Here is a 23,936-nt window from a genome sequence, read left to right as displayed (position 1 = left end):
TAAAATAAAGGCATTAGATAATAATTACGGAGGTGTTCTGGATGGCATCATCAGATAAGACGGTTTTCTTTGATTATAACGAAGGGGAACAAAAAGAAATTCATCAAACGTTACAAACGGTATACAATGCACTTGAAGAAAAGGGATATAATCCAATCAATCAAATTGTTGGGTATCTGATTTCAGGTGATCCGGCATACATTCCCCGGGCTGATAATGCGCGGAACTTAATTCGAAAATTTGAACGGGACGAAATTATTGAAGAGTTAGTTCGTTCATACCTTGATAGAGAGGATATGAAGATCAATTGGCACGAATAATGGGACTCGATGTCGGTTCAAAAACGGTCGGGGTCGCTGTAAGTGATCAATTGGGCTGGACAGCACAGGGAGTAGAGATCGTTCGAATCAATGAAGACGAAGAAGTTTTCGGCTTAGACCGGGTCGTTGAGCTTGCAAAGGAAAAACAAGTTGTCGGGTTTGTGATCGGTTTACCTAAAAACATGAATAATACTTGCGGCCCGCGGGTTGAAGCTGCTCAAAATTATGGTAAGATGTTACAGGCAAAGATCAATTTGCCAATTGATTTCCAAGATGAACGGTTAACGACGGTTGAGGCCCAACGAATGCTGATTGAAGAAGCAGATGCTTCACGAAAGAAACGTTATCAGGTAATCGATAAACTGGCAGCAACGTTGATCTTGCAAAACTATTTAGACCGCAAAGGCAAACTGGTAGACTTACTAAAGTGAGGTAAAGGAATGGCAAAAAATAATCAAAACCAATCAAATGATGATAATTTGATCACATTAGTTGATGATAAGGGAAATGAAAGTTTGTATGAAATTTTATTCACGTTTGAATCTGAAGATTACGGCAAATCATATATTCTTTTAATTCCAGCTGGTTCAGAACCAGAAGAACAGGTTGATGTGCTTGCCTTTGCATTTGATCCGGATGAAAACGGCGATGCAAAGGATGCAGAACTTTACGACATTGAAAGTGATGAAGAATGGGACATGGTCGAAGGCGTCCTTGATACATTCTTAAACGACGAAAATATGCAATAGTTATGTTCAAGTTAATCGTAAAAGGCGATGGTGAAAATCATCGTCTTTTTTAGTAACCTAAAAATTAATTTTTAAATGTGGTAAAATATTAGCGTTAATTTTTTAACTAATGTGAGGGAAGAGATATGATTAGTTTACTTAAGTTAGTATTATTTTTGATTCCGGCAGGCTTTCTTGCCGGAATTTCAAGTAGTGCAGCAGGGTTGGCATCGCTTGTTTCGTACCCGGCGTTATTAATGGTCGGCTTGCCGCCGGTAATGGCCAACGTTACGAATACATATTCGTTATTAGCATCTGGATTCAGTTCGATTATTGCTTCGAAGCAGGAATTGAATGGTAAGAAAAAACAAATTTGGCAAATCTTACCGTTATCAATTTTAGGAGTGATTTTAGGAGCGTTATTGTTGTTCTGGGTTCCATCGACAATTTTTAAAAAAATCGTTCCATTTTTTATTATGTTTGCGGGAATTATGGTTCTTGTACCGAACATGCGAAAAAAAACGGTTGTCGCTGATAAGCAAGTTAGCGTTGGCAAACGGCTTGCGGTTTATTTAGGAATTTTTCTTGAAGGCATCTATACTGGATATTTTGGTGCTGGTGGCGGGGTTGTCTTATTGGCACTTTTGATCGTCATTAACCGCCAAAATACCTTTGCAGTCAATAACGCATTAAAGAATTTTACGTTGGCGTTTGCAAATGTAATCGGCGCAGTTGTTTATCTTTTTAAGGCGCCAATTTTATGGAAGTATGTTATTCCGTTGGCGATTGGATTGTGGTTTGGCGGCCTGGTTGGACCGAAAATCGTCCGGGTCGTGTCTGATCGCAAAATGCGGATCGTATGCTGCATTTTATCATGGATTCTCGGAATCTCATTATTTTTACAAGCATATCATTTAATTTAGAAAAACGGATCGCAAGTTTGCGGTCCGTTTTGCGTATTTAAAGGTGAGGTGATGTAAAAATGAGATGTTCATGGGCAGAAAATGGAAAGCAAAGCATGATTGATTTTCATGATCATGAATGGGGTAAGCCGCAACATGATGAACAGCGTTTATTTGAGCTGCTTTCGCTGATGACTTTTCAAGCAGGATTGCAATGGCAATTGATTTTGGATCGGCGTTCCGTTTTAAAACGGGTATTTAATGACTTTGATGTTCCGTCAGTGGCGGCAATGACGGAACGCGAGATTGAAGAAATGGTCCAAGTTGAGCAAATGATTGCAAATCGCAGAAAAATTCGGGCAGTTATTCAAAATGCACGGGTTTTAGATCAGCTTCATGAAAAGGGAATCTTGCTTAATCAAATCATATGGGGTTTAACCGAGAATCAAGTAGTTGATCATCGGTGGCAGTGCGCGGAACAGATTCCATCTCAAAATTCACTTTCAGTTCAACTAGCGCATCAAATGAAAAATTATGGGTTTACATTTATCGGCCCGAAAAACATGTATGCTTATTTAGAAACGGTCGGGGTGATCAATGATCATTTGATTAGTTGTGAATGGCGGTAAAAAATAAAAGGTTGGAATCACATTTCATTGCGATTCCAACCTTCTTTTATCTTATTCAATTATAATCCTTCACGCCGATTAGCTTTAATTAAATCTTTGGTTAAAGCTGGTTTGTTTTCAAGATCAGTCCGAACAACCAGCACATCGCATTGAGCTGTCCGCGTTACGTATTCAGTAACGGAACCGATTAAGATCCGTTCAACAGCATTTAAACCAGTCGCACCGATCATGATTAAATCAATATTCTTTTCATCTGGGATATCTTTCGCGATGATTACCTTGGGAGCCCCATATTCAACTGAAAAGTCAACGTTTTTAACACCGGCCTTTTTCGCTTCATCAGCATATCCGCTTAATGTCTTTTTGGCAGTTTCGGTAACTTGTTCAACCATTGTGGTATCGAAACTCGAAATGTTTTGGAAAGCCCGGGTATCAACAACATGAACGAGGTGCAATGCTGTATCTTCACCGTTCCGTTTAGCAACGTTAATGGCTTTCTTGAATGCTAATTCTGATTCATATGAACCGTCGATTGGGACTAAAATACTTTTATAACTTTGTAACATTGATAATCACCTTCCTATCCTCAACTTCATTCTACAAAATTTATCTAGAAAAAGAAAGCGAAATCATTAATTTGCGAAAAGATAAATTAAAAGGGTGAAAGTCATGATGGTTGCAAGGATGACATCGATTACAATCATCCATAAAAATGGAACGAGATTTGCCATGAAACTTGTAAACAAAGTTGCAAGTCCCGCGACCATCAAACATCCGCCTAAAACAGCAAGGGTGGTTGAAAGGGATGGTTTATCAGCCGGTGAGAAAACCAGAAATTTTTTCTTCCGGTGAGTCCACAAATATCCCCCGAGGAACATAATGATCAAGCTTAAAATAATAACTAGAATACGGGTAATTAGTGACATCGAAACTCCTCCAACTAATCAATTTTCTTTAATTTATTATATCAAAAAAGGATGTGATTGCTCACATCCTCGTTGCTCCATTAGTGCCGTTAATCGTCTCGTGTAGTTGAACCCGCAATGTTAGCAGGAACGGACCACTTAAGATGGCTTTTGGTTCTCAAGTGAAATGAGCCTGCCAGCCACCAAATATCGTGATCCTAATGTCTAAAAGTGTTCGGTCAACCTTACATTGATGAGACAATGCGTACACCATAGAAATATTCTGACAGTATCTTAACACGCTTAAAATCTTTTTTCAAATTAGAAACTACTCATTCTTTGCCGGCGGGCGTCCCTTAAATTTTTCAAGGCGGTAATACTGTTCCGCAAGGGCTTTTTCATAACGCCCGTTCTCTTTCGGAAGGTAGTAATGCCGATTTTTGATCTTGTCAGGAAGATATTGCTGTTTGACCCAGTCGTGCGGGTAGTCATGCGGATATTTGTATCCGACACCATGTCCAAGTTTTTCAGCTCCCTGATAATGCGGATCCTTAAGCCAGTCTGGAATTTCGCCGTAATTTCCTTTATGCAAGTCATCAAGGGCTTTGTCGATCGCACTGATTGCAGAGTTTGATTTGGGGGACAAGCATAAGTCGATGACTGCTTCAGCAAGCGGAATTCGGGCTTCGGGGAATCCAACTTTTTCAGCGGCAGTCACGGCTGCAACGGTTCGGGCAGCTGCTTGCGGGTTGGCCAAACCAACATCTTCATATGCGATTACTAAAAGGCGGCGGGTCACGCTTGGAAGGTCGTCAGCATCGGCCATGCGTGCTAAGTAATGTAAAGCGGCGTCAACATCGGATCCGCGAATCGATTTTTGAAAGGCGGAAACGACATCGTAGTGGGCATCGCCATTTTTATCATGCACCAATGCTTTGCGTTGAACGCATTCCTCAGCAATTTTCAACGTGATATGAATTTCACCGTCATCGTTTGCAGGCGTCGATTTAACGGCAAGTTCAAGCGCATTCAATGAACTGCGCAGATCACCGTGCGTCGCGTTTGCAAGGTGGTCGAGGGCGGCGTCATCAAGGTCGACGTTAAATGATCCTAAGCCATTTTTTTCATCATGAAGCGCGCGTTCTAAGGCTTGGCGAATGTCGGCTGCAGTTAACGGTTTAAGTTCAAAAATTTGAGTCCGGCTCCGAATTGCGGGATTAATTGCGATGTATGGATTTTCAGTCGTTGCTCCGATCAGAATAATCTGCCCGCTTTCAAGGTGGGGCAAAAGAAAATCCTGCTTTGGTTTGGTTAAACGATGAATTTCATCTAACATCAAAATGACGGTTCCGCTCATTTTAGCTTCAGCAACGACCTGTTCAAGCGCTTTTTTTGAATCCGTCGCAGCATTCAATTTCCGGAAGGCATATTTAGTTGATCCGGCAATTGCACTTGCAATGCTGGTTTTTCCCGTTCCGGGCGGGCCATAAAGAATCATTGACGAAAGCAGCTTAGCGTCGACCATCCGGCGAATAATTTTTCCGGGGCCGACCAAGTGTTGCTGCCCGACAATTTCATCAAGGTTTTGTGGGCGCATCCGGTACGCTAATGGATGAAATGCCATGATGTCATTTCCTTTCAGTAATTTTCTAGTATTATAGCACTTTTAAAGGGTACCCGTTAAACATAAAATTGAGTATAATTATAGTAAAATCAAGCATAACAGGATGAATTAACATGAAATTAGATGAAATTGGAAAAACGATCAATGAAGAAGGATTAATTGACGTTTTAAATAATTTTAAGTATTCAATGAAGCAGACTTACCTTGTTGTTGATGAAAATGGCAATGCGGTCAATGACATCGCATCGATGATCGATGAAAATCAATATTTGCATATCAACGGGAACCACATTGAACTTGTTCAACCGCGAGCATATCGGCTTGAGCGGGTGAAACAGGAAGTTCAACTTCAATTACGGTTTTTGAAACATCAATTAGCAACTCATGGATTTAAATTGTGGCCACTGGCAGCCGACGAAAACAGCGGCATGACGATTTCAATCCAGCTTCCAGAACAGCTCTTTTTGGAACTTTATCAGCGCAAATTCAAGCAATACAAGATTGATTACTATGATTTTCGGAATCAAATTTACTTGAAACTTGCTCAAGGATTTGAATTGAGTCAGCCACTTTTAACCTACCTTACAGGATCATCGTTAGCGTTTTTTAATGATCTTGATGGGCGGACGCGGCGGTCGACCTTAACGTTCGATCTTTTAAACGGGATTCAAGATTTTCAACCGGATTTTCGGGCGGTTAAAAGTTATTTAGGAACGAAAAATGCGCTTGGGAAAGTTAAACTTGAAGGTCAATTTGATCATCAACAGGGCATCACGGCGTTAACGCTTCGAAAATTAGACTTTAATCCGGATAGTCAATTAGGAATTGGACCGAATATTCTGAACTTGATTGATGTAATGGTTGGATACTTTTTAATGAGTGAAGGCGTGGCAAACGACCAGTTGATGGCTCAAGTTAAGGCTTCACGGGAATTAGATTTTAAAGTCGCAGCCGCAAGTCCTTTCCGGAAGATTGATGAAATGGCGAAGTTTAAGTCATTAATTGATAATTTGAATCACTTCGCGGTTGATTTTAATTACGGTGAAAATTGGAACGGAACTGTTGAAGCAATCAAAGCTAAACTGGAAGACGGAATGCAGACCCTGGCAGCGTGCCTCTTGCGGGAACAAGGCAGTCAGTCGCTTTTAAAGTTCCTGCTTGCAAAGACCCATGCCGGGACAACCAAGGGGCAGTCATCGAAGTTATCTGCAAATTCAATACGGATTTTACAGGCTGCATTTGAAGCGGGAATGGACTACCAGGTGATCGATAATGAGCAGGATATTGTTGAAATTAACGGTCATTATGTTTGGAACGGCTTGCAAAGCGACCTCGACCAAGCAGTAACGGCAAAACTTTGGGATAACAAAGAATTGGCAAAGCAATTGGTCGGAAACCTTGCAATTCAAATTCAACCTTCATGGAAAATCACAACGGTTGACCAGGCAATTCAGCTTTATCCGATGATTAAAGAAAAGGCCGTTGTTCTGAAAAATGCGAATGGACACTCTGATGCCCACGGAATCTTGTATCGGATGGCTCCAAGTAAGAAAGAGTTTGTTGAAAGTGTCGGGGTGATGTTGAAGCAAACTTCACAGGTTTTGATTGAACAGGTTTCAACGGGTTCAACTTACCAGGCATTGATCTTGAATGGAAAAGTTGCCAGCTTAATTGAACGGGTTCCGGAAAATGTTGTCGGTGACGGTCGGAAAACATTAAAACAATTGATTGAAAATAAACAGTTTGAACTTGGCCGCAATGAACGGAAGACGTTAATGATGCAGGGATTGACATTGGATCAAGTTATTCCGCGTGGAATCCAAGTATTACTCCGTTATGATTCATTCACCGGTTCACACTTCCAAAGTGTAGATGCATTGAATGATGCGGACCAGACGTACATTCAATTACTCGAAAAGATTGCGACCCAGCTTCAAATGCGGGATGGGTTCATTGATATGATTTTTAGCAATATTTATCAACCATATTCAGAAGAGCACCCTGAATTAGCGGTCTTCTTAGGCGCCCATGCAAGCGGAGCATTTCAACCGCATGAAAAAATGGCGTTGAATCAGCAACGTGATATCGCGGCAGAAGTTATTGCCCAATTCAAATAAAGGTTTGGCGAAATGCCAAACCTTTATTTTTTATGGAATAAATCCTTTAACGAAAAGTGATGTTTTGAATCTTTTTCATTTGTTGGAGCAGGGGAGGCATTGCTCAGCGGATAGCGGAGGGCAACATCAACCACCTCAGTATGAATTGCTTGATGCGGAGCGGCAATCACGACCGCCAAGTCGGAAGCGGCGTGCGGGAGGGTTAAATCAGAACTGCAGGTAAATGCCGCATTGGCTGAATTGGCAATTTGAATTAGCCGGCTTAATTGATCCTGATCAACACTGCCGTTGATCGTCATTCGGTATTCAGGATGATCTTCAAGTTCTTGTTGGATCGCCGGATAATATTTTTCAGAATTAAGCTGCGCAAACGTTACGGTTAGATCGACCCGTTCGCGAAAAGTGCCAAGATATTTGCGCTGTTCATCAGGTTTTAATTTCGGGGTCCCATACATTCCCTTGTTGAGATGTTCTTGTAATTCATCAGTCATGGTTCAACCTCCTTTAAGTATCGTTATTATATCAGATAAAAAAAGAAGGCTGCAATTGTTGCAGCCTTCCATTTAATAATTGATAAATTATTAAAGTTTGTTGTAGTATTCAACGATAAGTGATTCGTCGATGTTAGCATCTAATTCGTCACGTTCTGGTAAACGAACTAATGTACCTTCCATCTTGTCTTCGTCAAATGATACGAATGGAGCACGACCAACAACGGCTTCCAAAGCATCCTTAACGATTTGCAAGTTCTTTGAACGTTCACGTAATGAAATTACTTGACCTGGTTGAACTTCGTATGATGGAATATCAACGCGCTTGCCATCAACGGTAATGTGACCGTGGTTAACAAGTTGACGTGCTTGACGACGAGTTGTTGCTAAACCTAAACGGTAAACAACATTGTCTAAGCGTTGTTCCAAAAGGATCATGAAGTTATCACCGTGTTTACCTTCACGGATCTTGCCGGCACGTTTGAATGTGTTAGCAAATTGACGTTCTGTCATGCCGTACATCATACGTAACTTTTGCTTTTCACGCAATTGCATGCCGTATTCTGATAACTTCCGACGGCTTTGACCGTGTTGACCTGGGGCGTATGGACGCCGTGCTAATTCTTTACCTGAGCCTGTAAGGGAGATTCCTAAACGACGTGAAACCTTCCATGATGGACCTGTATAACGAGACATAATATCGTTCCTCCAAAAATGTATTTTTTATGGAGTAAAATAACGGTGCAGACTTAGTATTCGTGCAGTTGATTTTAGACGTTCGCTTTTGCAGCCGAAAAGTTACTTGCAGAACCAAAATGGCAACCAACTGTTGACGTTCTTACCGTCTACTGCTGCATTATTTTACACAATTGCCATTGTACCGGTCTACAGCATGAAAGTCAATGGCTGACTTTGAATTTATTTATAATTAAACATTTTAATAGGAATGCCCGTTTATATGGTATAATTATGGAGAATGAAATTAGTGGTTACTTTAAATAAGAATTGATTCAAATAATTGTACGGATGAAGGATGGGATTTTATGGTTATCTTTTTGATTTCACTAATTATTATTGCGTTAGTGATCTACTTAGGGGTGTACTTGTTTAAACGCCATAAAGCAAAGCAGATTGAGGTTTACCAAGCCAAGGTAAATGAAATCACGGAAAATTCACTTGAAAAAGAACTGGCTGAAATTAGTAAATTGAATTTATCAGGTGACAGCTTAACAGAATTTGAAAAGGTTGATAAGGATTACCGCGAGATCATCAACCGCAAACTTCCTGAAATTTCAGAATTGCTGAATGATTTGCGTGAGTTGAATCAGCACTATCAATTTGGACGAATCAACCATGAATTGAAAGATGTTGACGAAAAGTTAAGCGGAACGGCTGCTCAGTTCGAAAAGATCAAAGAAGAATTGAAGAATATCCGCAAAGTTACGGAAGAACATCAAAAAGCGGTTGAAGAGTTAAGCGAAAAGTATAAGGATCTGCGGAAGACACTTCTTGCTAAGAGTTTTTCATTTGGCCCAAGCAGTGACAAACTTGAAGAACAACTTGGTGAATTAGAACAGCAATTCAATGATTATACGAAGTTGATGGAAAGCGGCGATTACGTTAAATCAGCGAAACCACTTTCAGATTTACAAGATGCAACCGCTGAAATGGAAGAAAAGGTGGAAAAGATTCCGCCAATCTTTAAAAACTTAAAGAGTGTATTCCCTGATCAACTCAAGGAATTAAACAGCGCTGTTGATCAGTTATTAAAAGAAAAATATGTTTTCCATGAAGATTTAAAAAAGAAGCTTGCTGACATTCAAAAGATGGTTGATAAGAACTTCGAAAACTTAAAGAAGGTCGACTTAAAGAATGCAACCAAACTTGATGAAAAGCTCACAACGGATATCGATAAGGTTTATGATGAGATCGATCAAGAATACCGGGCACGCAAGGTTGTTGAAAAGAATTACAACTACTACCAAGATTTCGTTGAACATGCCGAACGGCAAGAGCATGAACTTCTGATTGACTTAGATCGGTTATCGCAAAATTATGAATTGACCCATAATGAATTTGAAGATGCCCACGACCTTCAAGTTCAAATTCAAGCAATTCGGAAAGACTTTGATAACTTTATGAAACAACGTTCAGAAGGCGTGATCTACTCCGATGAATTGAAACGGCAAAAAGATAACATTGATAAGCTGACCAAGATTGAAAAGAAACAAAAGGAAATCAATGACGGGGTTTCAAATCTTTGGAAGGAAGAAAAGGAAGCTCAAAAGGCAGTTCAAGGATTCGATCTTGAAATTCATCGGATGCGCCGGGATGTTGAAAAGTTGAATTTACCTGGGCTTTCACGAGAATATACGGATTACTTCTTTAAGGTGAGCGATGAAATCGAAAACCTTGATGATGCACTTGGTCAAATTCAAATCAACATGGATGAAATCACGAAGGCATTGATCAATACGCAATCTGATTTAGATGTTTTAGGTGATAAGACTAAAGAAATCATTGATTGTGCAACGTTGTCTGAAGAATTCTTACAATATGCCAACCGTTACCGGACCCGGTATCCAGAAGTTGAAGAAGCATACAAGAAGGCAAGTCAACTATTCAATAAAGAATACAATTACGTTGATGCACTTGATACGATTTCAAATGCAGTTGAAGAGGTTGAACCGGGAGCATATAAACGAATTACCGACGATTATGAATCACGGGAACAGGCTCAACGGCAATATCCAATGAATTAAAAAATTGCGGCAGATGCCGCAATTTTTTTGTTGGAAGATGAGGGGACAATCGGTTGAGTCAAGCTCGTTTTTCTCTTTACAAAAAATTAGTAAGATGATTAAATTAGTTACGAGTCGTACCAGAATAAATGTAAATAAAATTTTAACAGAAAGGATAATTCGATGATATATTTTGATAACAGTGCAACCACCAAAATGGATCCGTCAGTTTTGCAAACGTATGACGCGGTTTGTCAAAATATCTGGGGAAATTCATCATCGCTTCATTCATGGGGCGAAAAGGCTTTTAACCTCCTTGAACAGTCACGGAAGCAAATTGCTGATTTGATGAATTGTTATCCGGATGAGATCTATTTTACAAGTGGTGGAACAGAGAGTGATAATTGGGCAATTAAAGGAACCGCAATGGAAAAACGTCCATACGGAAAGCACATTATTACGTCAAGCGTTGAACATGCCGCTGTCATGAATAGTATGAAACACCTTGAAAAGATGGGCTTTGATGTAACTTATCTGCCGGTCGATGATGAAGGCCGGGTTTCACCTGAAGACGTGCGCAAGGCAATTCGGAAAGATACGATTTTAGTTTCAATTATGGCAATTAATAACGAAATTGGAACGATTCAGCCAATTGAAGAAATTGCTGAAATTTTAAATGATTATCCGAAGATTCATTTTCACGTTGATTCTGTTCAGGCAATTGGCAAGGGTGTCGAAAAGCTGATTCGGAATCCGCGGGTCGATTTTCTTGCATTTTCAGGTCACAAATTCCATGCGCCGCGCGGAACAGGCTTTATGTACAAAAAGCGCGGCCGGATGGTTCAACCGCTGATCGATGGCGGTGGCCAGGAAAAGAATTTACGGGGTGGAACGGAAAACTTGCCAGCAATTGCCGGAATGGCTAAGGCTCTTCGGCTTTTGATGGAAGATGAAGATCAAAAGGTTGCTCATCAACGAGCAATTAAAGATCGGATCTATCAGCATATCAGTCAATTTGATAAAGTGCATATTTTCTCAAAGAATGATGAAACGTTTGCGCCGCATATTTTATGTTTCACAATTGACGGTGTTCGCGGTGAATCGATCGTGCATGCCTTTGAAAAATATGATATCTATATTTCAACGACGAGTGCTTGTTCATCAAAGAAGGGTGACATTGCGGGAACATTAGCTGCGATGAAAGTTCCTGAAAAGATTGCAACTTCAGCAGTCCGGGTCAGTCTTGATGAACATAATACACTTGAAGAAGCGGATGAATTCAATCACGTTTTCGATAAATTATATGAAGAATTTAAAATGATCAACTCATAATGGAGGACTTTGATGCAATATTCAGAAATTATGGTTCGCTACGGTGAACTTTCAACGAAAGGAAAGAACCGCAAAAATTTTATTGACCGGTTAGGATACAATGTTCGCCAGGCATTGCATGAATTTCCAAATTTAAAAATTGCGGCCCATCGTGATCGGATGCATATCCAATTAAACGGTGAAGATTCAGAAAAGGTAATGGCCCGGTTAGGCCAAGTTTTTGGAATTCAAAACTTTTCGCCATCCGTAAAGGTTGAACGGGATGTTAAAAAGGTTCAAGCAATGGCGATTGAAATGATGAAGGAAAAATATCATCCCGGATTAACGTTTAAGATCAATACCCGGCGTTCAGATCATAAGTTTAAGTATGACACAAATGCGATGAATGATCTTTTAGGCGGCACGATTTTACAGGCCTTTGATGATATTCACGTTAAAATGAAAGATCCAGATGTAACGTTGAGATGTGAAGTCCGGCCGGATGGAATTTTCTTGTCATACGGAAAAATCAATGGGGCTGGCGGATTGCCGGTTGGAACGGCAGGTAAGGCAATGTTGATGTTATCTGGCGGAATCGACTCACCAGTTGCAGGTTACCTTGCAATGAAGCGGGGAGTTGCCATTGAAATGGTTCACTTTTTCAGCCCGCCATATACCAGTGAGCAAGCATTGAATAAGGCAAAGCAATTAACTGCCAAATTGGCACCGTATGTTGGAACGATCAAGTTTATTCAGGTTCCATTTACGGAAATCCAAGAAACAATCAAACATGAAGTTCCAGAAGGATATTTGATGACGATTCAACGGCGTTTCATGTTGCGGCTAGCTGAAAAAATTGCCAAGATGCGGAAAGGACTTGCCATTTTTAATGGTGAAGCCTTAGGTCAAGTTGCGTCGCAAACGCTTGAAAGTATGGCAGCAATCAACGATGTCACCACAATGCCGGTTTTGCGGCCGGTTCTTTCAATGGATAAAAATGAAATCATTGAAATTGCTCAAAAAATCGACACGTTTGATTTATCGATCCAGCCATTTGAAGACTGTTGTACCGTCTTTGCACCCCCGGCTCCAAAGACTAAGCCGCGGATCGATCGGGCACGTCAATATGAAGAACGCTTAGATGTCGATGGCTTGATCCAACGGGCACTGGATGGCATTCAGATTACTGAAATCAACAGTTCAGATGAGTTTATGAACGCAAATGAAGAAAGCTTTGCTGAACTCCTGTAATCTGCTTGACGATTATTGAATTGCAGATTAGAATACAACTATAAGCAGAGAACAAGAGGAACGCTGATCATTCATTTTTCAGAGAAGACGGTGGGTGTGAAAGTCAAAGTGAAGCAGCGTTTGTAGCTTGGGAGCTGTTATTCTGAACGTATATTAGGAATAACCGGACTGGCTGACAGTTCGTTATCATTAATCAGCTAAGCGGAAAGTGAATTAGTTCACTTTCAATTTAGGTGGTACCACGGCATTGTCGTCCTATGTGACGGCAATGCTTTTTTATATCCGCCAGTAAAAATTTAAAAGTGAAAGGAATCGACCGATGAGAGAAATCGATATGTCAACCAAGTACGACCCAAAAGAAGTTGAACCGGGTCGTTACGAAAAATGGGTTAAAGACGGCGTTTTTAAACCAAGTGGCGATAAAAAGGCTAAGCCGTATTCAATTGTTATTCCCCCGCCAAATGTTACCGGAAAGTTGCATTTAGGCCATGCATGGGATAACACGTTACAAGATATGCTGATTCGGCAAAAGCGGATGCAAGGTTACGACACATTATGGGTTCCAGGAACTGACCACGCGGGAATTGCAACCCAAGCAAAGGTTGAAGCTCAATTGCGTGAAGAAGGCGTTACCCGTTACGACCTTGGCCGTGAAAAATTTGTGGAAAAGGTTTGGGATTGGGTTCACGAATACAGTGACATTATCCACAAACAATGGGCTAAGATGGGGATCTCTGTTGATTATGACCGCGAACGGTTTACTTTAGACGATGGCTTATCAAAGGCTGTTCGGAAAGTCTTTGTTGATTTATACAATAAAGGTTTGATCTACCGGGGCGAATACATCATTAACTGGGATCCGCAAGCCCGGACTGCCTTATCAGATATTGAAGTTATCCACCAAGATGACGAAGGGGCATTTTACCACGTTAAATATCCATTTGTTGATGAAGACTACACCTTCAACGGCAAACACTACATTGAAATTGCAACGACCCGTCCGGAAACAATGTTTGGGGACGTTGCGGTTGCGGTCAACCCAAGTGATGAACGGTACAAGGAATTAGTTGGCAAAGAAGTTGTATTGCCGCTTCAAGGACGGCACATTCCAATCATTGCTGATCAATACGTTGATCCAGAATTTGGAACCGGAATGGTTAAGATCACTCCTGCCCACGACCCGAACGACTTTAAAGTTGGTAACCGGCATAACTTGAAGCGCATCAACACAATGAATGAAGATGCAACGATGAATGAAAATGCTGGCAAGTATGAAGGCATGGATCGGTTTGAAGCCCGGAAGGCAATCGTTAAGGATCTTCAAGATGAAGGCTACATGTTGAAGATCGAACCGATCGTTCACAGTGTTGGTCACTCAGAACGGACAGGGGTTCAAGTTGAAGCCCGGTTGTCAACGCAATGGTTCGTTAAGATGAAGCCGTTAGCTGAAATGGCATTGAAGAACCAAAAAGATGGCGACAAGGTCAACTTTGTTCCAAAGCGGTTTGAACACACTTGGAACCAATGGATGGAAAACATTCACGACTGGGTTATTTCACGTCAATTATGGTGGGGTCACCGGATTCCAGCATGGTATAACAAGCAAACCGGCGAAACCTATGTTGGGATGGAAGCTCCTGAAGATGCTGAAAACTGGGAACAAGATCCAGATGTGTTAGATACGTGGTTCAGTAGTGCATTGTGGCCATTTTCAACAATGGGCTGGCCAGACACGGACGCTGAAGACTTTAAGCGTTACTTCCCAACAAGTACTTTAGTTACAGGATACGATATCATCTTCTTCTGGGTATCACGGATGATTTTCCAAAGTCTTGAATTTACCGGCAAGACACCATTTAAGAACGTTGTTTTGCACGGCTTGATTCGGGATGAACAAGGCCGGAAGATGAGTAAGTCACTTGGAAACGGAATCGATCCAATGGACGTCATCGATAAGTACGGAACGGACGCATTACGGTGGTTCTTAACAACCGGTTCAACTCCAGGTCAAGATATTCGGTTCTCATACCAAAAGATGGATGGCGCATGGAACTTCATCAATAAGATCTGGAATGCTAGCCGGTTCGTAATCATGAACCTTGATGAAGATACCAAGGCCGAATTACCACCGAAGGAAGAATGGCAATTAGCTGATAAGTGGATCATCAGCCGGTTGAACGACACCGTCAAAGATGTTATTCACTTCTTTGATACCTTTGAATTCGGTGAAGCTGGCCGGGCAATGTACAACTTTATCTGGAATGACTTCTGTGATTGGTACATTGAAATGGCGAAGGAAAACTTGAATGGTTCTGATGAAAAATTAAAGAAGAACACCCAAGCAATTCTTTGCTACGTGCTTGACCAAACATTACGGCTCCTTCACCCGGTAATTCCATTTGTAACCGAAAAGATCTGGTTAACGATGCCGCATGAAGGCAAATCGATCGTGGTTGCAAAGTATCCTGAAGTTCACGCTGAATTTGATGATCAAGATGCTGAACGGCAAATGGAAAACTTGATCGAATTGATCAAGTCTGTTCGGAACAGCCGGGCAGAAGTCAATGCGCCAATGTCATCGGCAATTGATATTTTGATTAAGACTAAGGACGACGAAACCAAGAAGATCTTCGAAGACAATGTTGATTACATTCAACGTTTCTGTCATCCAAAACACTTGGAAATCAATGCAGATGTTGAAGCTCCGGCCTTAGCAATGACATCGGTGATCACCGGCGCAGAAGTTTACTTACCGCTTGCTGATTTGATTGACTTGAACGAAGAAATCAAACGGCTTCAAGGCGAAGCAGCTAAACTTGAAAAAGAAGTTGCGCGCGGTGAAAAGAAGCTGGGCAATGAAAAATTTGTTGCAAATGCACCAGAAGCAGTGGTTGGCAAGGAACGCGAAAAACTTGCGAACTACAAGGAAAAACTTGCATCAACTAATGATCGGATCAGCCAATTACAAGCTGAATTGGATAAATAATTTGAAAGAGAAGATTGAAGTCCAATCTTCTCTTTTTATATAATGAAGGAAATGATACAAGAAGGGGATTCAGCGTGAAACAGTTAACTTATCAGGATGCCTTGGCGTTTATTCACGGCCGGACGAAATTCAAGAAGATTCCGACGCTTGATCGAATGCGCGATTTTTGCAAGCGGTTAGGTGATCCGCAACAAAAACTTAAAATGATTCATGTAACGGGGACCAATGGAAAGGGGTCAACGACGGCTTACATTCGGCAGCTTTTGATTGAGAACGGATTTAAGGTTGGTTCGTTTACCTCACCATTCATTATCAAGTTCAATGACCGCATTTGCATTAACGGTGAAATGATTCCAGATGATGATTTAGTTCGAATGGTAAGTGAAATCCAGCCAATTGTTGCCCAAATGGATGATGATTGGGCTGACCGTGGCGGCGGGCCGACCGAATTTGAAATCGATACGGCAATTATGTTCAAGTATTTTGCAGAACAACAAGTTGATTATGCAGTGATTGAAGTTGGACTAGGTGGAACATATGATTCAACAAACGTTATCCAGCCATTGGTATCGGTTATTACTGGAGTAGCGAAGGATCATTTAAAGTATCTTGGCCCGACATTGCAGGACGTTGCCCGCAATAAAGCGGGAATAATTAAGCAAGATACGCCGGTAGTGGTTGCTGATCTGCCAGATGACCTTTTGGCAGTCATTACGGAAAAAGCCCAGCGGATGAATGCTCCCGTATATAAGGTTAATGACCAAATCAAAGCAACGCTGTTACCTAATAACGGTTGGGGTGAAAACTTCAATTATGATTTTGGCGAAAATCATCTCAAAAATTTGCATCTCGAAATGATGGGGGATTACCAAGTTTCGAACGCGGCTTTGGCAATTACGGCAGTTGAGCTGCTGGCTGAAAGCGAACACTGGAATTTGCAAGATGCAGATGTTAAGCGGGCTCTTGCCCAAACGAAGTGGCCCGGGAGATTTGAACGTGTAAATGAATCGCCACTGATTGTTTTAGACGGAGCGCACAATATTCAGGCGGTCAAAAAGATTGCAAAGCTATTAAAGGACCGGTTCCATGATCGGCAAATTCACATCATTACGTCGATTTTGGCTGATAAGCAACCGAAAGAGATGCTGACGGAACTGTTGAAACTGGCAAACGTTGAAATCACGGTAACCCGTTTTAATAGTCCCCGCCCGGTCATCGATCCGCAAAAGGTCAAGGACGAATTTCCACAAGTGAATGTTGCTGCCCAGTGGCAACAGGCGTTGGTTAAGACGGTCCAAACGATGGATGAAGATGATGATGTTTTACTGTTTACCGGATCGCTTTACTTTATTTCAGAAGTGCGCCATTACTTTGTAAATGATGAGGAGAATGAAAATGAAAATTGATGCAATGATCTTTGATATGGATGGGGTCGTATACGATTCTGAAAAGATGTATTTTGCTGCTGACCAAAAAGCAGCCCAAAAATTGGGATTTGAGTTCACATTTGATTACTATAAACAGTTTATCGGCGGCGGTTATGATCTAATGTATAACCAGATGGTCGCAGATTACGGTGATCCTGAATTGATCAAACGTTTTTTGGAATTAAGCCGGGATGAAATTCTTCCGGTCGTAAAAGAGGGAATGTTGAAATTTAAACCCGGTTTCTTAGATTTAGCTCGCTATTTAGAAGATCATCATATTCCATATGGATTGGCTTCGAGCAACTATCGGGAAGATATTGATTTTTACCTCAAGGAAACGAATTTTGAAAACCGGTTTGATTTTATCGTTTCAGCGAATGATGTTCAAAAGGCCAAACCTTCACCGGCAATTTTCTTAAAAGCATGGGAAAAGGCTGGGCGGCCAGACAAAGAAAAGACGATTATCATTGAAGATTCAACCAATGGAATCAAGGCGGCAAATCGGGCTGAAATTCCGGTGATTATGGTGCCGGACTACATTCAACCGGAAACATTTGAACGGAAACACACGTTAACGATCCAACCAGATTTAAATGCAGTGATTGATTTTATTAAAGATTAGAAATGACCTCCATTTGCGAATTTGTAAATGGAGGTGTTTTTGAATGACGTTAACGAATCAATTTCGAGCTGATTATTTAGAAAAACAGGTCAAACGTTATGGAGCAACCCAGTTAAGTGACCGGGAACTATTTGGACTTTTACTTTCGCAGTTTTGTTCGCCGCGAAAGGTTTCGCAACTGACGGACCAATTTTTTACGGAAAATTTTGATTTGACCCATATTAGTTACCTGACCGCAACCGATTGGGAAAGATACTTTAGTAATCAAACCCAAGCGGTAAAGATGCAGGTGGTCTGTGAGTTTGTAAAGCGATGTCGGCAGCGGCCGCCGCTTGTTTTAGGACAAGTTGGTTCCAGTCAAATGATTGGAAACCATTTAATTGAAAAGTTGAAATTTAATCGGCAAGAGGTCCTTTACGGCGTCCTATTGGATACGAAAAATCAGATCATTCATGAGAAAGAAATTTTTAAGGGAACGCTTGACAGCGCCACGGTTCATCCCCGCGAAATTTTTCAGTTGGCAATTCAGTTTACGGCGGCGCGAGTCATTATCGCGCATAATCATCCCAGTGGCAAACCGGAGCCATCAAAAAACGACCAGTTACTAACTGATCGTTTGGTGAAGTGCGGTGAGCTTTTAGGAATTGAATTGCTCGACCACATTATTATTGGTAAAAATAATTATTTTAGTTTTCGGGAAGCCCAATTAATTTAAAAGATTCCCTTTGCTAAGTTGTATGTCCCGGCAAGCAGCATTACAATGTAAGCAATTTTGCGAACGGTTTTCATTGAAATGCGTTGTAAAATTTTCGTTCCAACGAAGGTTCCAACCAAGCAACCAATGATTCCGAAAAGGGCGAGCATTCCAATCTTTGAAGAAAAGTGAATGCAAAGGATGTCCTCGGTCACCATCGCAATCGAAGTTAAAAAGAAAAATGTTTGGATCGTTGCTTGATATGTAACCGGATCATCAATGACTGAATCATAATAAGCAACCATTGGCGGTCCTCCAACCGCAAACATTCCGCCAGTAAATCCACTGATTGCACCAACCCCTAGTTCGGCCCAAATATTTTTCTTTAACTTCACTTTCGGGGCGATCAAAATTAGGTAAACCGCAAGGATCCAAAGAAAAATTCCTAAAAGAATTGCCATTGTCCTTGACGAAAAACCGACCATTAGGTGGATTCCGAGATATGACGTAAAAAAGGAAATAATGGCAGGTGCAATAATCAGCCGCCACTGGATCTTTTTAAAATATTTAATAATAATTGAGATTTGTAAAAACATGCAGGTGATAATTGAAATAAAAGTTGCATACCGGTAGGCAATGATCATTGAGACGAGCGGTACAAAAAGCGATCCAAAACCGAAGCCGCCAGTCGTTTGAATGATTGCCGCACAAAATCCGATAAGCGTAATGAAGATCATGCTGGTCATTTGTTTTCTCCTTCAAAATAATACTTTTATTATATCATTAACCATTTCTTGTTTATCAAAATTTGATATGATAGAATTTTGTTGCATAAAGAAAGAAGGTCAATCATGTTAACGGGAACAGTTCATCAGTTTAATAAACAAAAAGGATACGGTTTTATTACCCCGGATGATCGTGGAAAAGACTTATTTGTTCATTTTTCAGCAATCATCACTCCGGGGTTCAAGACGCTTGATGAAGGACAGCGGGTTCGATTTGTTGAAATTGAAGGCAAACGTGGAATGCAAGCCGTCGAAGTTGAACCGTTGAATGGGGAACTGAACGATTGATTTTAGTGCTATTTAATTGATTTTAACTGTGGTATAATTTTACTAAATATTAAATTAAGCGGACGAAGGGATGAGAAAGAGTGTTCGGATTTGGTGCAAGAAATATCGGAATTGACCTTGGAACGGCGAACACAATTGTCTTTTCAGAAGGAAAAGGCATTGTATTGCGGGAACCATCAGTAGTAGCGAAGAACACAAAGACAGACGAAATCGTTTCAGTTGGCTCAGAAGCGCGGGCAATGATTGGAAGAACCCCTGCAAGTATTGTTGCGATTCGCCCAATGAAAGATGGGGTAATTGCCGACTATGATACAACGGTTTCGATGATGAAATACTACATTGATAAATCACTTGAGCCTCATTCAGGACGGCCTGATGTAATGGTTTGTGTACCGAGTGGAGTAACGGAAGTTGAAAAACGGGCCGTGATCGATGCAACGAAGGTCGCAGGGGCAAAGGATGCATATGTAATTGAAGAACCATTTGCAGCTGCGATCGGTGCTGGACTTCCTGTAATGGATCCAACCGGAAGTATGGTTGTTGATATCGGTGGGGGAACAACGGACGTTGCAACGATCTCATTAGGCGGAATCGTATCAAGTCGCTCGATTCGCATGGCTGGAGACAAGCTTGATGAGGCAATCACAGCATATGTGCGGCAACATTATAATTTGTTGATTGGTGAACGAACAGCTGAACAATTGAAGATCGACGTTGCTTCAGCTTCAGTTGAGGCTGCTAAAGAGTTAGATAGTCAAAGCGTTCGGGGCCGTGACTTAATTAGCGGGTTGCCGCAAACAGTTGAAATTAAGCCTGAAGATGTTGCGAAGGCAATTCAAGAAGTTGTTCAAGCAATTATTACAGCAATCAAGGAAACATTGGAAGAAACTTCTCCTGAAATTGCTGCCGATGTTATTGATCACGGAATTGTGTTAACTGGTGGCGGAGCACAATTAAGACATTTACCAGAAGTTATTTCAGAAGCAACGAAGGTTCCAGTATTTGTTGCCTCAGAACCACTAGATTGTGTTGCCATTGGTACAGGTGAATCATTAAAGAATATTGATGTAATGAAGAAATAACATGGCAATTAAAAATCGTATCATCGCGGGTTAAAATGATACGGTTTTTATTTTGAGGAGGATTTTAAATGCAAAAACCATTTTTCAATAAGAAACTTGTTATTACAATGGTATCGTTAATTATCGCGTTCTTATTGATTGCATTTTCAATTTTTGTTCGGAATGATCGTTCGACCCCTTCCTTTATTCAAAATATTGGGAATAGTGCTGCCGGAGTCGTTGATAAAGTTGTAAATGCTCCAGTTGAGGGAATTTCAAGGATGACGGGTTCCGTTTCAAATTTGACGGATACATACCAAGAAAATGTGCAGTTGAAAAAGAAGTTAGATTCAATGAATGCCCTTCAAGTTGAAAATGAAACTTTAAAGCAAGAAAATAAGCAATTAAAGCAACAGTTATCATTGAATAAAAGCTTGACATCATATACCGATATTTCGGCCTATGTTATTTCGCGCTCACCTTCGACCTGGCAAAACCAAATTGTGATCAGCAAAGGATCAAATGCAGGAATTACCAAGGGCTCAGCCGTTGTTTCTGATAAAGGGCTGATTGGCCGCGTTATGGAAGTTAATAAGAATAATAGTAAGGTCGAATTGGTAACAACCCAGGATGATGCGGCTGACCGGTTTGCAGTTCAATTGATTGATAATAATGGACAAACTGTAAACGGTTTGATCACGGGTTATGATACGGATACAAACTTATTGGTCATGGGGCAAATTACTTCAAAGGAAAATGTAAAGAAGGGGACCCAAGTCATTACCTCTGGTTTAGGCGGGACGACGCCTAAAGGGTTATTTGTCGGGACGGTCGAAAAGGTTGTTAACCAACAAGCAGGACTTCCAACTAAGATTTACATTAAGCCGGCAGCTGACATGACGAACTTAAACGTTGTAACGGTTGCGAAACGGCAAGATTAGAGGTGCACTATGCGAATTCCTAAAATGAGATACATCTTTCCGCTTGGATTGATTCTTGCAATTTTTTTGGATGGAACGTTAACGCACGTTTGGTCAGGGTGGATGATCACTCCAACCACGTTTGTTGAATGCCGGACGGTCTTCCTATGGATCTTTATGGCGGTTTGTTTTGGCGAAGTGGATCACATCATTCCATGGGCGATTTTTGCCGGATTGATGTATGACATGTTTTATACCGGCATAATTGGAGTTTTCTTAGTTCTTTTTCCGTTAATGATTTATATTACACGGTGGATCATGCAATACTTTGAACCTTCATTTATTGTATTACTGTTAATTTATTTAATTGATATTACCGTTTTAACAGCCCTTTCATATGGGATGAATTTGATCGTTGGTCAGACTGCAGTGTCGATCGTCGATTTTATCGGAAGAACTTTAGGACCGACCTTGGCTTTCAACTTAGCATTGTACGTGGTTTTATATTATCCACTTAAAAAACTTTTTCTCAAATATTCATAGTAATTAAAAGAGGTGAGCGACTTGGCAAACGAAGCAATTTCACTTAAAGGACATAAAGATGGATATGAGATCGTTCTTCGAAGTGCCGCTAAATTCAGCGATATTGAACATGAACTCAAACAACTGTTGGACCAGCTTTATAAAGATAATTCAAAGTTTGATGCTGATCAGGTTGATTTTAAGATTCAAACGGGTAACCGGTTATTGTCAGCGGATGAAAAGAAGAAAATTGAAGATATTTTTGCAAACTATCCGTTATTTTCAATTCATCGAATTAAGTCCGATGTTATCTTGAAAGATGATGCAGCGGCAATTATTGAAAAAAATATGATCCATGCGAATGCGGATATTATCCGGAATGGGCAGGTTAAAACGATTGACGGGGATGTTCTCTTTATGGGAACGATCCATGAAGGTGGAATCCTTCAGGCAACCGGGAATGTTTATCTTTTAGGAAAGACTGAAGGAATCGTTTCGGCTGGTTTTCCAGATAATAACTCGGCAGTAATTGTTGGGGATGTTACCCATGCCCAACAGGTTCGAATTGCTGATTTAGTCACAATTTTTGATGATGAGGTCCAACCAGATGAATCAAAGCCAGTCGTTTTTGTAAATGATTTACATAAGCTTGCATATTTGAGAATGGATGAATTGAAGAAATTAAGGCCTAAAATTTATGCCAAGTTTGGAGGATTTTAATTATGGGAAAATCAATTGTAATTACTTCAGGAAAAGGCGGAGTAGGAAAGACAACTACCTCTGCTAACCTGGGAACCGCTTTGGCATTAATGGATAAAAAGGTTTGTTTGATCGACCTTGATATTGGATTACGGAACCTTGACGTTGTTCTGGGACTTGATAACCGGATCATCTATGACATTGTCGATGTTGCTCAGGGACGTGCAAAGTTGCATCAAGCGTTGATTAAAGATAAACGATTTGACGACAAGCTTTTCCTTCTCCCAGCCGCTCAGAACACAGATAAAAGTGCGTTGGAGCCTGAAGAAGTAAAGAAAATCGTTGAAGAATTACGGCCGGACTTTGATTATATTTTGCTTGATTGTCCGGCTGGAATTGAACAAGGATTTATGAATGCCGTTGCTGGTGCCGACCAAGCAATTGTCGTTTCAACCCCCGAAATTTCGTCTGTTCGTGATGCAGACCGGGTTGTCGGCTTATTGGAACAAAAGGACTTAAAAGAAGCCCCAATGTTGATTATTAACCGGATCAAAAAACACATGGTTAATGATGGCGATATGATGGATGTTGACGAAATTACCCGGCATTTATCAATCAAGTTGTTAGGAATCGTCTTTGATGACGAAGACGTAATTAGTTCATCAAATAAAGGGGAACCGGTAGTCTTAAACGAAAAAAGTGCTGCGGGACAGGGATACCGCAATATTGCACGGCGACTTGAAGGCGAAACGGTTCCGTTGATGTCCCTTAAGGAACAGAAGAAAAAAGGGTTTTTTGAGAAAGTTACTGAATGGTTTAAGAGAAAATAAATTTGATTTAAAGGGCATTTGGAGTGGATCAAATCTAAATGTCCTTTTTCGTTTTAACTTTTAAGAAAGCGTAATGGTATTAA

General features: G+C 40.8%; 25 protein-coding genes and 1 other annotated feature. Of the genes, 19 read left to right on the top strand and 6 right to left on the bottom strand.

Going from position 1 to position 23,936, the window contains the following annotated elements; genetic code table 11:
- Positions 1 to 41 precede the first annotated feature (41 nt).
- From A3O17_RS00985 to A3O17_RS00965, 5 genes are all read left to right on the top strand, one after another.
- On the top strand, positions 42 to 320 hold the full coding sequence (locus tag A3O17_RS00985; protein WP_057827688.1) for an IreB family regulatory phosphoprotein: 279 nt from the start codon (positions 42 to 44) through the stop codon (positions 318 to 320).
- A complete protein-coding gene (ruvX, locus tag A3O17_RS00980) occupies positions 308 to 751 on the top strand; it encodes a Holliday junction resolvase RuvX (RefSeq protein WP_225354675.1) in 444 nt (147 codons plus the stop codon). Before A3O17_RS00985 ends, ruvX begins: the two co-directional genes overlap by 13 nt.
- A 9-nt stretch (positions 752 to 760) precedes the next feature.
- A complete protein-coding gene (locus tag A3O17_RS00975; RefSeq protein WP_057827690.1) occupies positions 761 to 1,069 on the top strand; it encodes a DUF1292 domain-containing protein in 309 nt (102 codons plus the stop codon).
- A gap of 125 nt (positions 1,070 to 1,194) precedes the next feature.
- Complete coding sequence (locus tag A3O17_RS00970) at positions 1,195 to 1,971, top strand: sulfite exporter TauE/SafE family protein (RefSeq protein ID WP_064212665.1); 777 nt, start codon at positions 1,195 to 1,197, stop codon at positions 1,969 to 1,971.
- Between the two features lie 59 nt (positions 1,972 to 2,030).
- Positions 2,031 to 2,579, top strand: a complete 549-nt coding sequence (locus A3O17_RS00965) for a DNA-3-methyladenine glycosylase I (protein ID WP_064212666.1) — start codon at positions 2,031 to 2,033, stop codon at positions 2,577 to 2,579.
- Between the two features lie 59 nt (positions 2,580 to 2,638).
- Here the strand turns inward: A3O17_RS00965 and A3O17_RS00960 are convergent, their stop codons facing one another.
- The 3 genes from A3O17_RS00960 to A3O17_RS00950 all read right to left on the bottom strand — a co-directional run bounded on the left by A3O17_RS00960 (position 2,639) and on the right by A3O17_RS00950 (position 5,108).
- Entirely contained in the window at positions 2,639 to 3,145 is a 507-nt protein-coding gene (locus tag A3O17_RS00960; protein ID WP_064212667.1) for a universal stress protein, read from the bottom strand.
- A 66-nt stretch (positions 3,146 to 3,211) separates the two neighbouring features.
- Complete coding sequence (locus A3O17_RS00955; protein ID WP_064208194.1) at positions 3,212 to 3,505, bottom strand: hypothetical protein; 294 nt, start codon at positions 3,503 to 3,505, stop codon at positions 3,212 to 3,214.
- Positions 3,506 to 3,812: 307 nt separating this feature from the next.
- The gene (locus tag A3O17_RS00950) at positions 3,813 to 5,108 is read right to left on the bottom strand and encodes a replication-associated recombination protein A (protein ID WP_081255610.1); all 1,296 of its coding nucleotides are present in this window, start codon (positions 5,106 to 5,108) and stop codon (positions 3,813 to 3,815) included.
- Between the two features lie 113 nt (positions 5,109 to 5,221).
- Between A3O17_RS00950 and A3O17_RS00945 the strand changes: the two genes are divergently transcribed.
- A complete protein-coding gene (locus A3O17_RS00945) occupies positions 5,222 to 7,225 on the top strand; it encodes a hypothetical protein (protein WP_064212668.1) in 2,004 nt (667 codons plus the stop codon).
- Positions 7,226 to 7,248: 23 nt separating this feature from the next.
- On the opposite strand, the gene A3O17_RS00940 is transcribed toward A3O17_RS00945, so the two are convergent.
- Entirely contained in the window at positions 7,249 to 7,716 is a 468-nt protein-coding gene (locus A3O17_RS00940; protein ID WP_064212669.1) for a YueI family protein, read from the bottom strand.
- 90 nt (positions 7,717 to 7,806) lie between these two features.
- On the bottom strand, positions 7,807 to 8,412 hold the full coding sequence (gene rpsD, locus A3O17_RS00935; RefSeq protein ID WP_057827697.1) for a 30S ribosomal protein S4: 606 nt from the start codon (positions 8,410 to 8,412) through the stop codon (positions 7,807 to 7,809).
- 347 nt (positions 8,413 to 8,759) lie between these two features.
- On the opposite strand from rpsD, the gene ezrA reads away from it, so the two are divergent.
- The 7 genes from ezrA to radC all read left to right on the top strand — a co-directional run bounded on the left by ezrA (position 8,760) and on the right by radC (position 18,769).
- A complete protein-coding gene (ezrA, locus tag A3O17_RS00930; RefSeq protein ID WP_064212670.1) occupies positions 8,760 to 10,478 on the top strand; it encodes a septation ring formation regulator EzrA in 1,719 nt (572 codons plus the stop codon).
- A 162-nt stretch (positions 10,479 to 10,640) separates the two neighbouring features.
- Entirely contained in the window at positions 10,641 to 11,789 is a 1,149-nt protein-coding gene (locus A3O17_RS00925) for a cysteine desulfurase family protein (RefSeq protein ID WP_064212671.1), read from the top strand.
- A 12-nt stretch (positions 11,790 to 11,801) separates the two neighbouring features.
- Positions 11,802 to 13,019, top strand: a complete 1,218-nt coding sequence (gene thiI / locus A3O17_RS00920) for a tRNA uracil 4-sulfurtransferase ThiI (protein ID WP_064208479.1) — start codon at positions 11,802 to 11,804, stop codon at positions 13,017 to 13,019.
- 38 nt (positions 13,020 to 13,057) lie between these two features.
- Positions 13,058 to 13,280 (top strand) — a binding site (T-box leader).
- A gap of 58 nt (positions 13,281 to 13,338) precedes the next feature.
- On the top strand, positions 13,339 to 16,005 hold the full coding sequence (locus A3O17_RS00915; RefSeq protein WP_064212672.1) for a valine--tRNA ligase: 2,667 nt from the start codon (positions 13,339 to 13,341) through the stop codon (positions 16,003 to 16,005).
- Between the two features lie 74 nt (positions 16,006 to 16,079).
- Entirely contained in the window at positions 16,080 to 17,411 is a 1,332-nt protein-coding gene (locus A3O17_RS00910; protein WP_064212673.1) for a bifunctional folylpolyglutamate synthase/dihydrofolate synthase, read from the top strand.
- On the top strand, positions 17,401 to 18,054 hold the full coding sequence (locus tag A3O17_RS00905; protein ID WP_064212674.1) for an HAD family hydrolase: 654 nt from the start codon (positions 17,401 to 17,403) through the stop codon (positions 18,052 to 18,054). The genes A3O17_RS00910 and A3O17_RS00905 overlap by 11 nt, the downstream gene beginning before the upstream one ends.
- Positions 18,055 to 18,097: 43 nt before the next feature.
- On the top strand, positions 18,098 to 18,769 hold the full coding sequence (radC, locus tag A3O17_RS00900) for a RadC family protein (protein ID WP_064212675.1): 672 nt from the start codon (positions 18,098 to 18,100) through the stop codon (positions 18,767 to 18,769).
- On the opposite strand, the gene A3O17_RS00895 is transcribed toward radC, so the two are convergent.
- Complete coding sequence (locus A3O17_RS00895) at positions 18,766 to 19,494, bottom strand: sulfite exporter TauE/SafE family protein (protein ID WP_064208484.1); 729 nt, start codon at positions 19,492 to 19,494, stop codon at positions 18,766 to 18,768. The genes radC and A3O17_RS00895 overlap by 4 nt on opposite strands.
- A 105-nt stretch (positions 19,495 to 19,599) precedes the next feature.
- Between A3O17_RS00895 and A3O17_RS00890 the strand changes: the two genes are divergently transcribed.
- From A3O17_RS00890 to minD, 6 genes are all read left to right on the top strand, one after another.
- Positions 19,600 to 19,821 carry a cold-shock protein gene (locus tag A3O17_RS00890; RefSeq protein WP_057827706.1) on the top strand — a complete coding sequence of 74 codons (222 nt, stop codon included), beginning with the start codon at positions 19,600 to 19,602 and terminating at the stop codon, positions 19,819 to 19,821.
- An 80-nt stretch (positions 19,822 to 19,901) separates the two neighbouring features.
- Positions 19,902 to 20,903: a rod shape-determining protein gene (locus A3O17_RS00885; RefSeq protein WP_057906842.1), complete on the top strand. Its 1,002-nt coding sequence runs from the start codon at positions 19,902 to 19,904 to the stop codon at positions 20,901 to 20,903.
- Positions 20,904 to 20,971: 68 nt separating this feature from the next.
- A complete protein-coding gene (gene mreC / locus A3O17_RS00880) occupies positions 20,972 to 21,823 on the top strand; it encodes a rod shape-determining protein MreC (protein WP_064212676.1) in 852 nt (283 codons plus the stop codon).
- A 9-nt stretch (positions 21,824 to 21,832) separates the two neighbouring features.
- Positions 21,833 to 22,345 carry a rod shape-determining protein MreD gene (gene mreD, locus A3O17_RS00875; protein ID WP_064208485.1) on the top strand — a complete coding sequence of 171 codons (513 nt, stop codon included), beginning with the start codon at positions 21,833 to 21,835 and terminating at the stop codon, positions 22,343 to 22,345.
- Positions 22,346 to 22,366: 21 nt separating this feature from the next.
- Positions 22,367 to 23,044 carry a septum site-determining protein MinC gene (locus A3O17_RS00870; RefSeq protein ID WP_064208486.1) on the top strand — a complete coding sequence of 226 codons (678 nt, stop codon included), beginning with the start codon at positions 22,367 to 22,369 and terminating at the stop codon, positions 23,042 to 23,044.
- Positions 23,045 to 23,046: 2 nt separating this feature from the next.
- A complete protein-coding gene (gene minD, locus A3O17_RS00865) occupies positions 23,047 to 23,853 on the top strand; it encodes a septum site-determining protein MinD (RefSeq protein WP_057827711.1) in 807 nt (268 codons plus the stop codon).
- Positions 23,854 to 23,936: the final 83 nt, after the last annotated feature.

The sequence above is a fragment of the Ligilactobacillus aviarius genome, assembly GCF_001654615.1.
In the GTDB taxonomy this organism is placed as follows: Bacteria; Bacillota; Bacilli; order Lactobacillales; family Lactobacillaceae; genus Ligilactobacillus; species Ligilactobacillus aviarius_B.
Note: the sequence above shows the minus strand (reverse complement) of the source record. Positions and strands in the feature narration are given on the sequence as shown.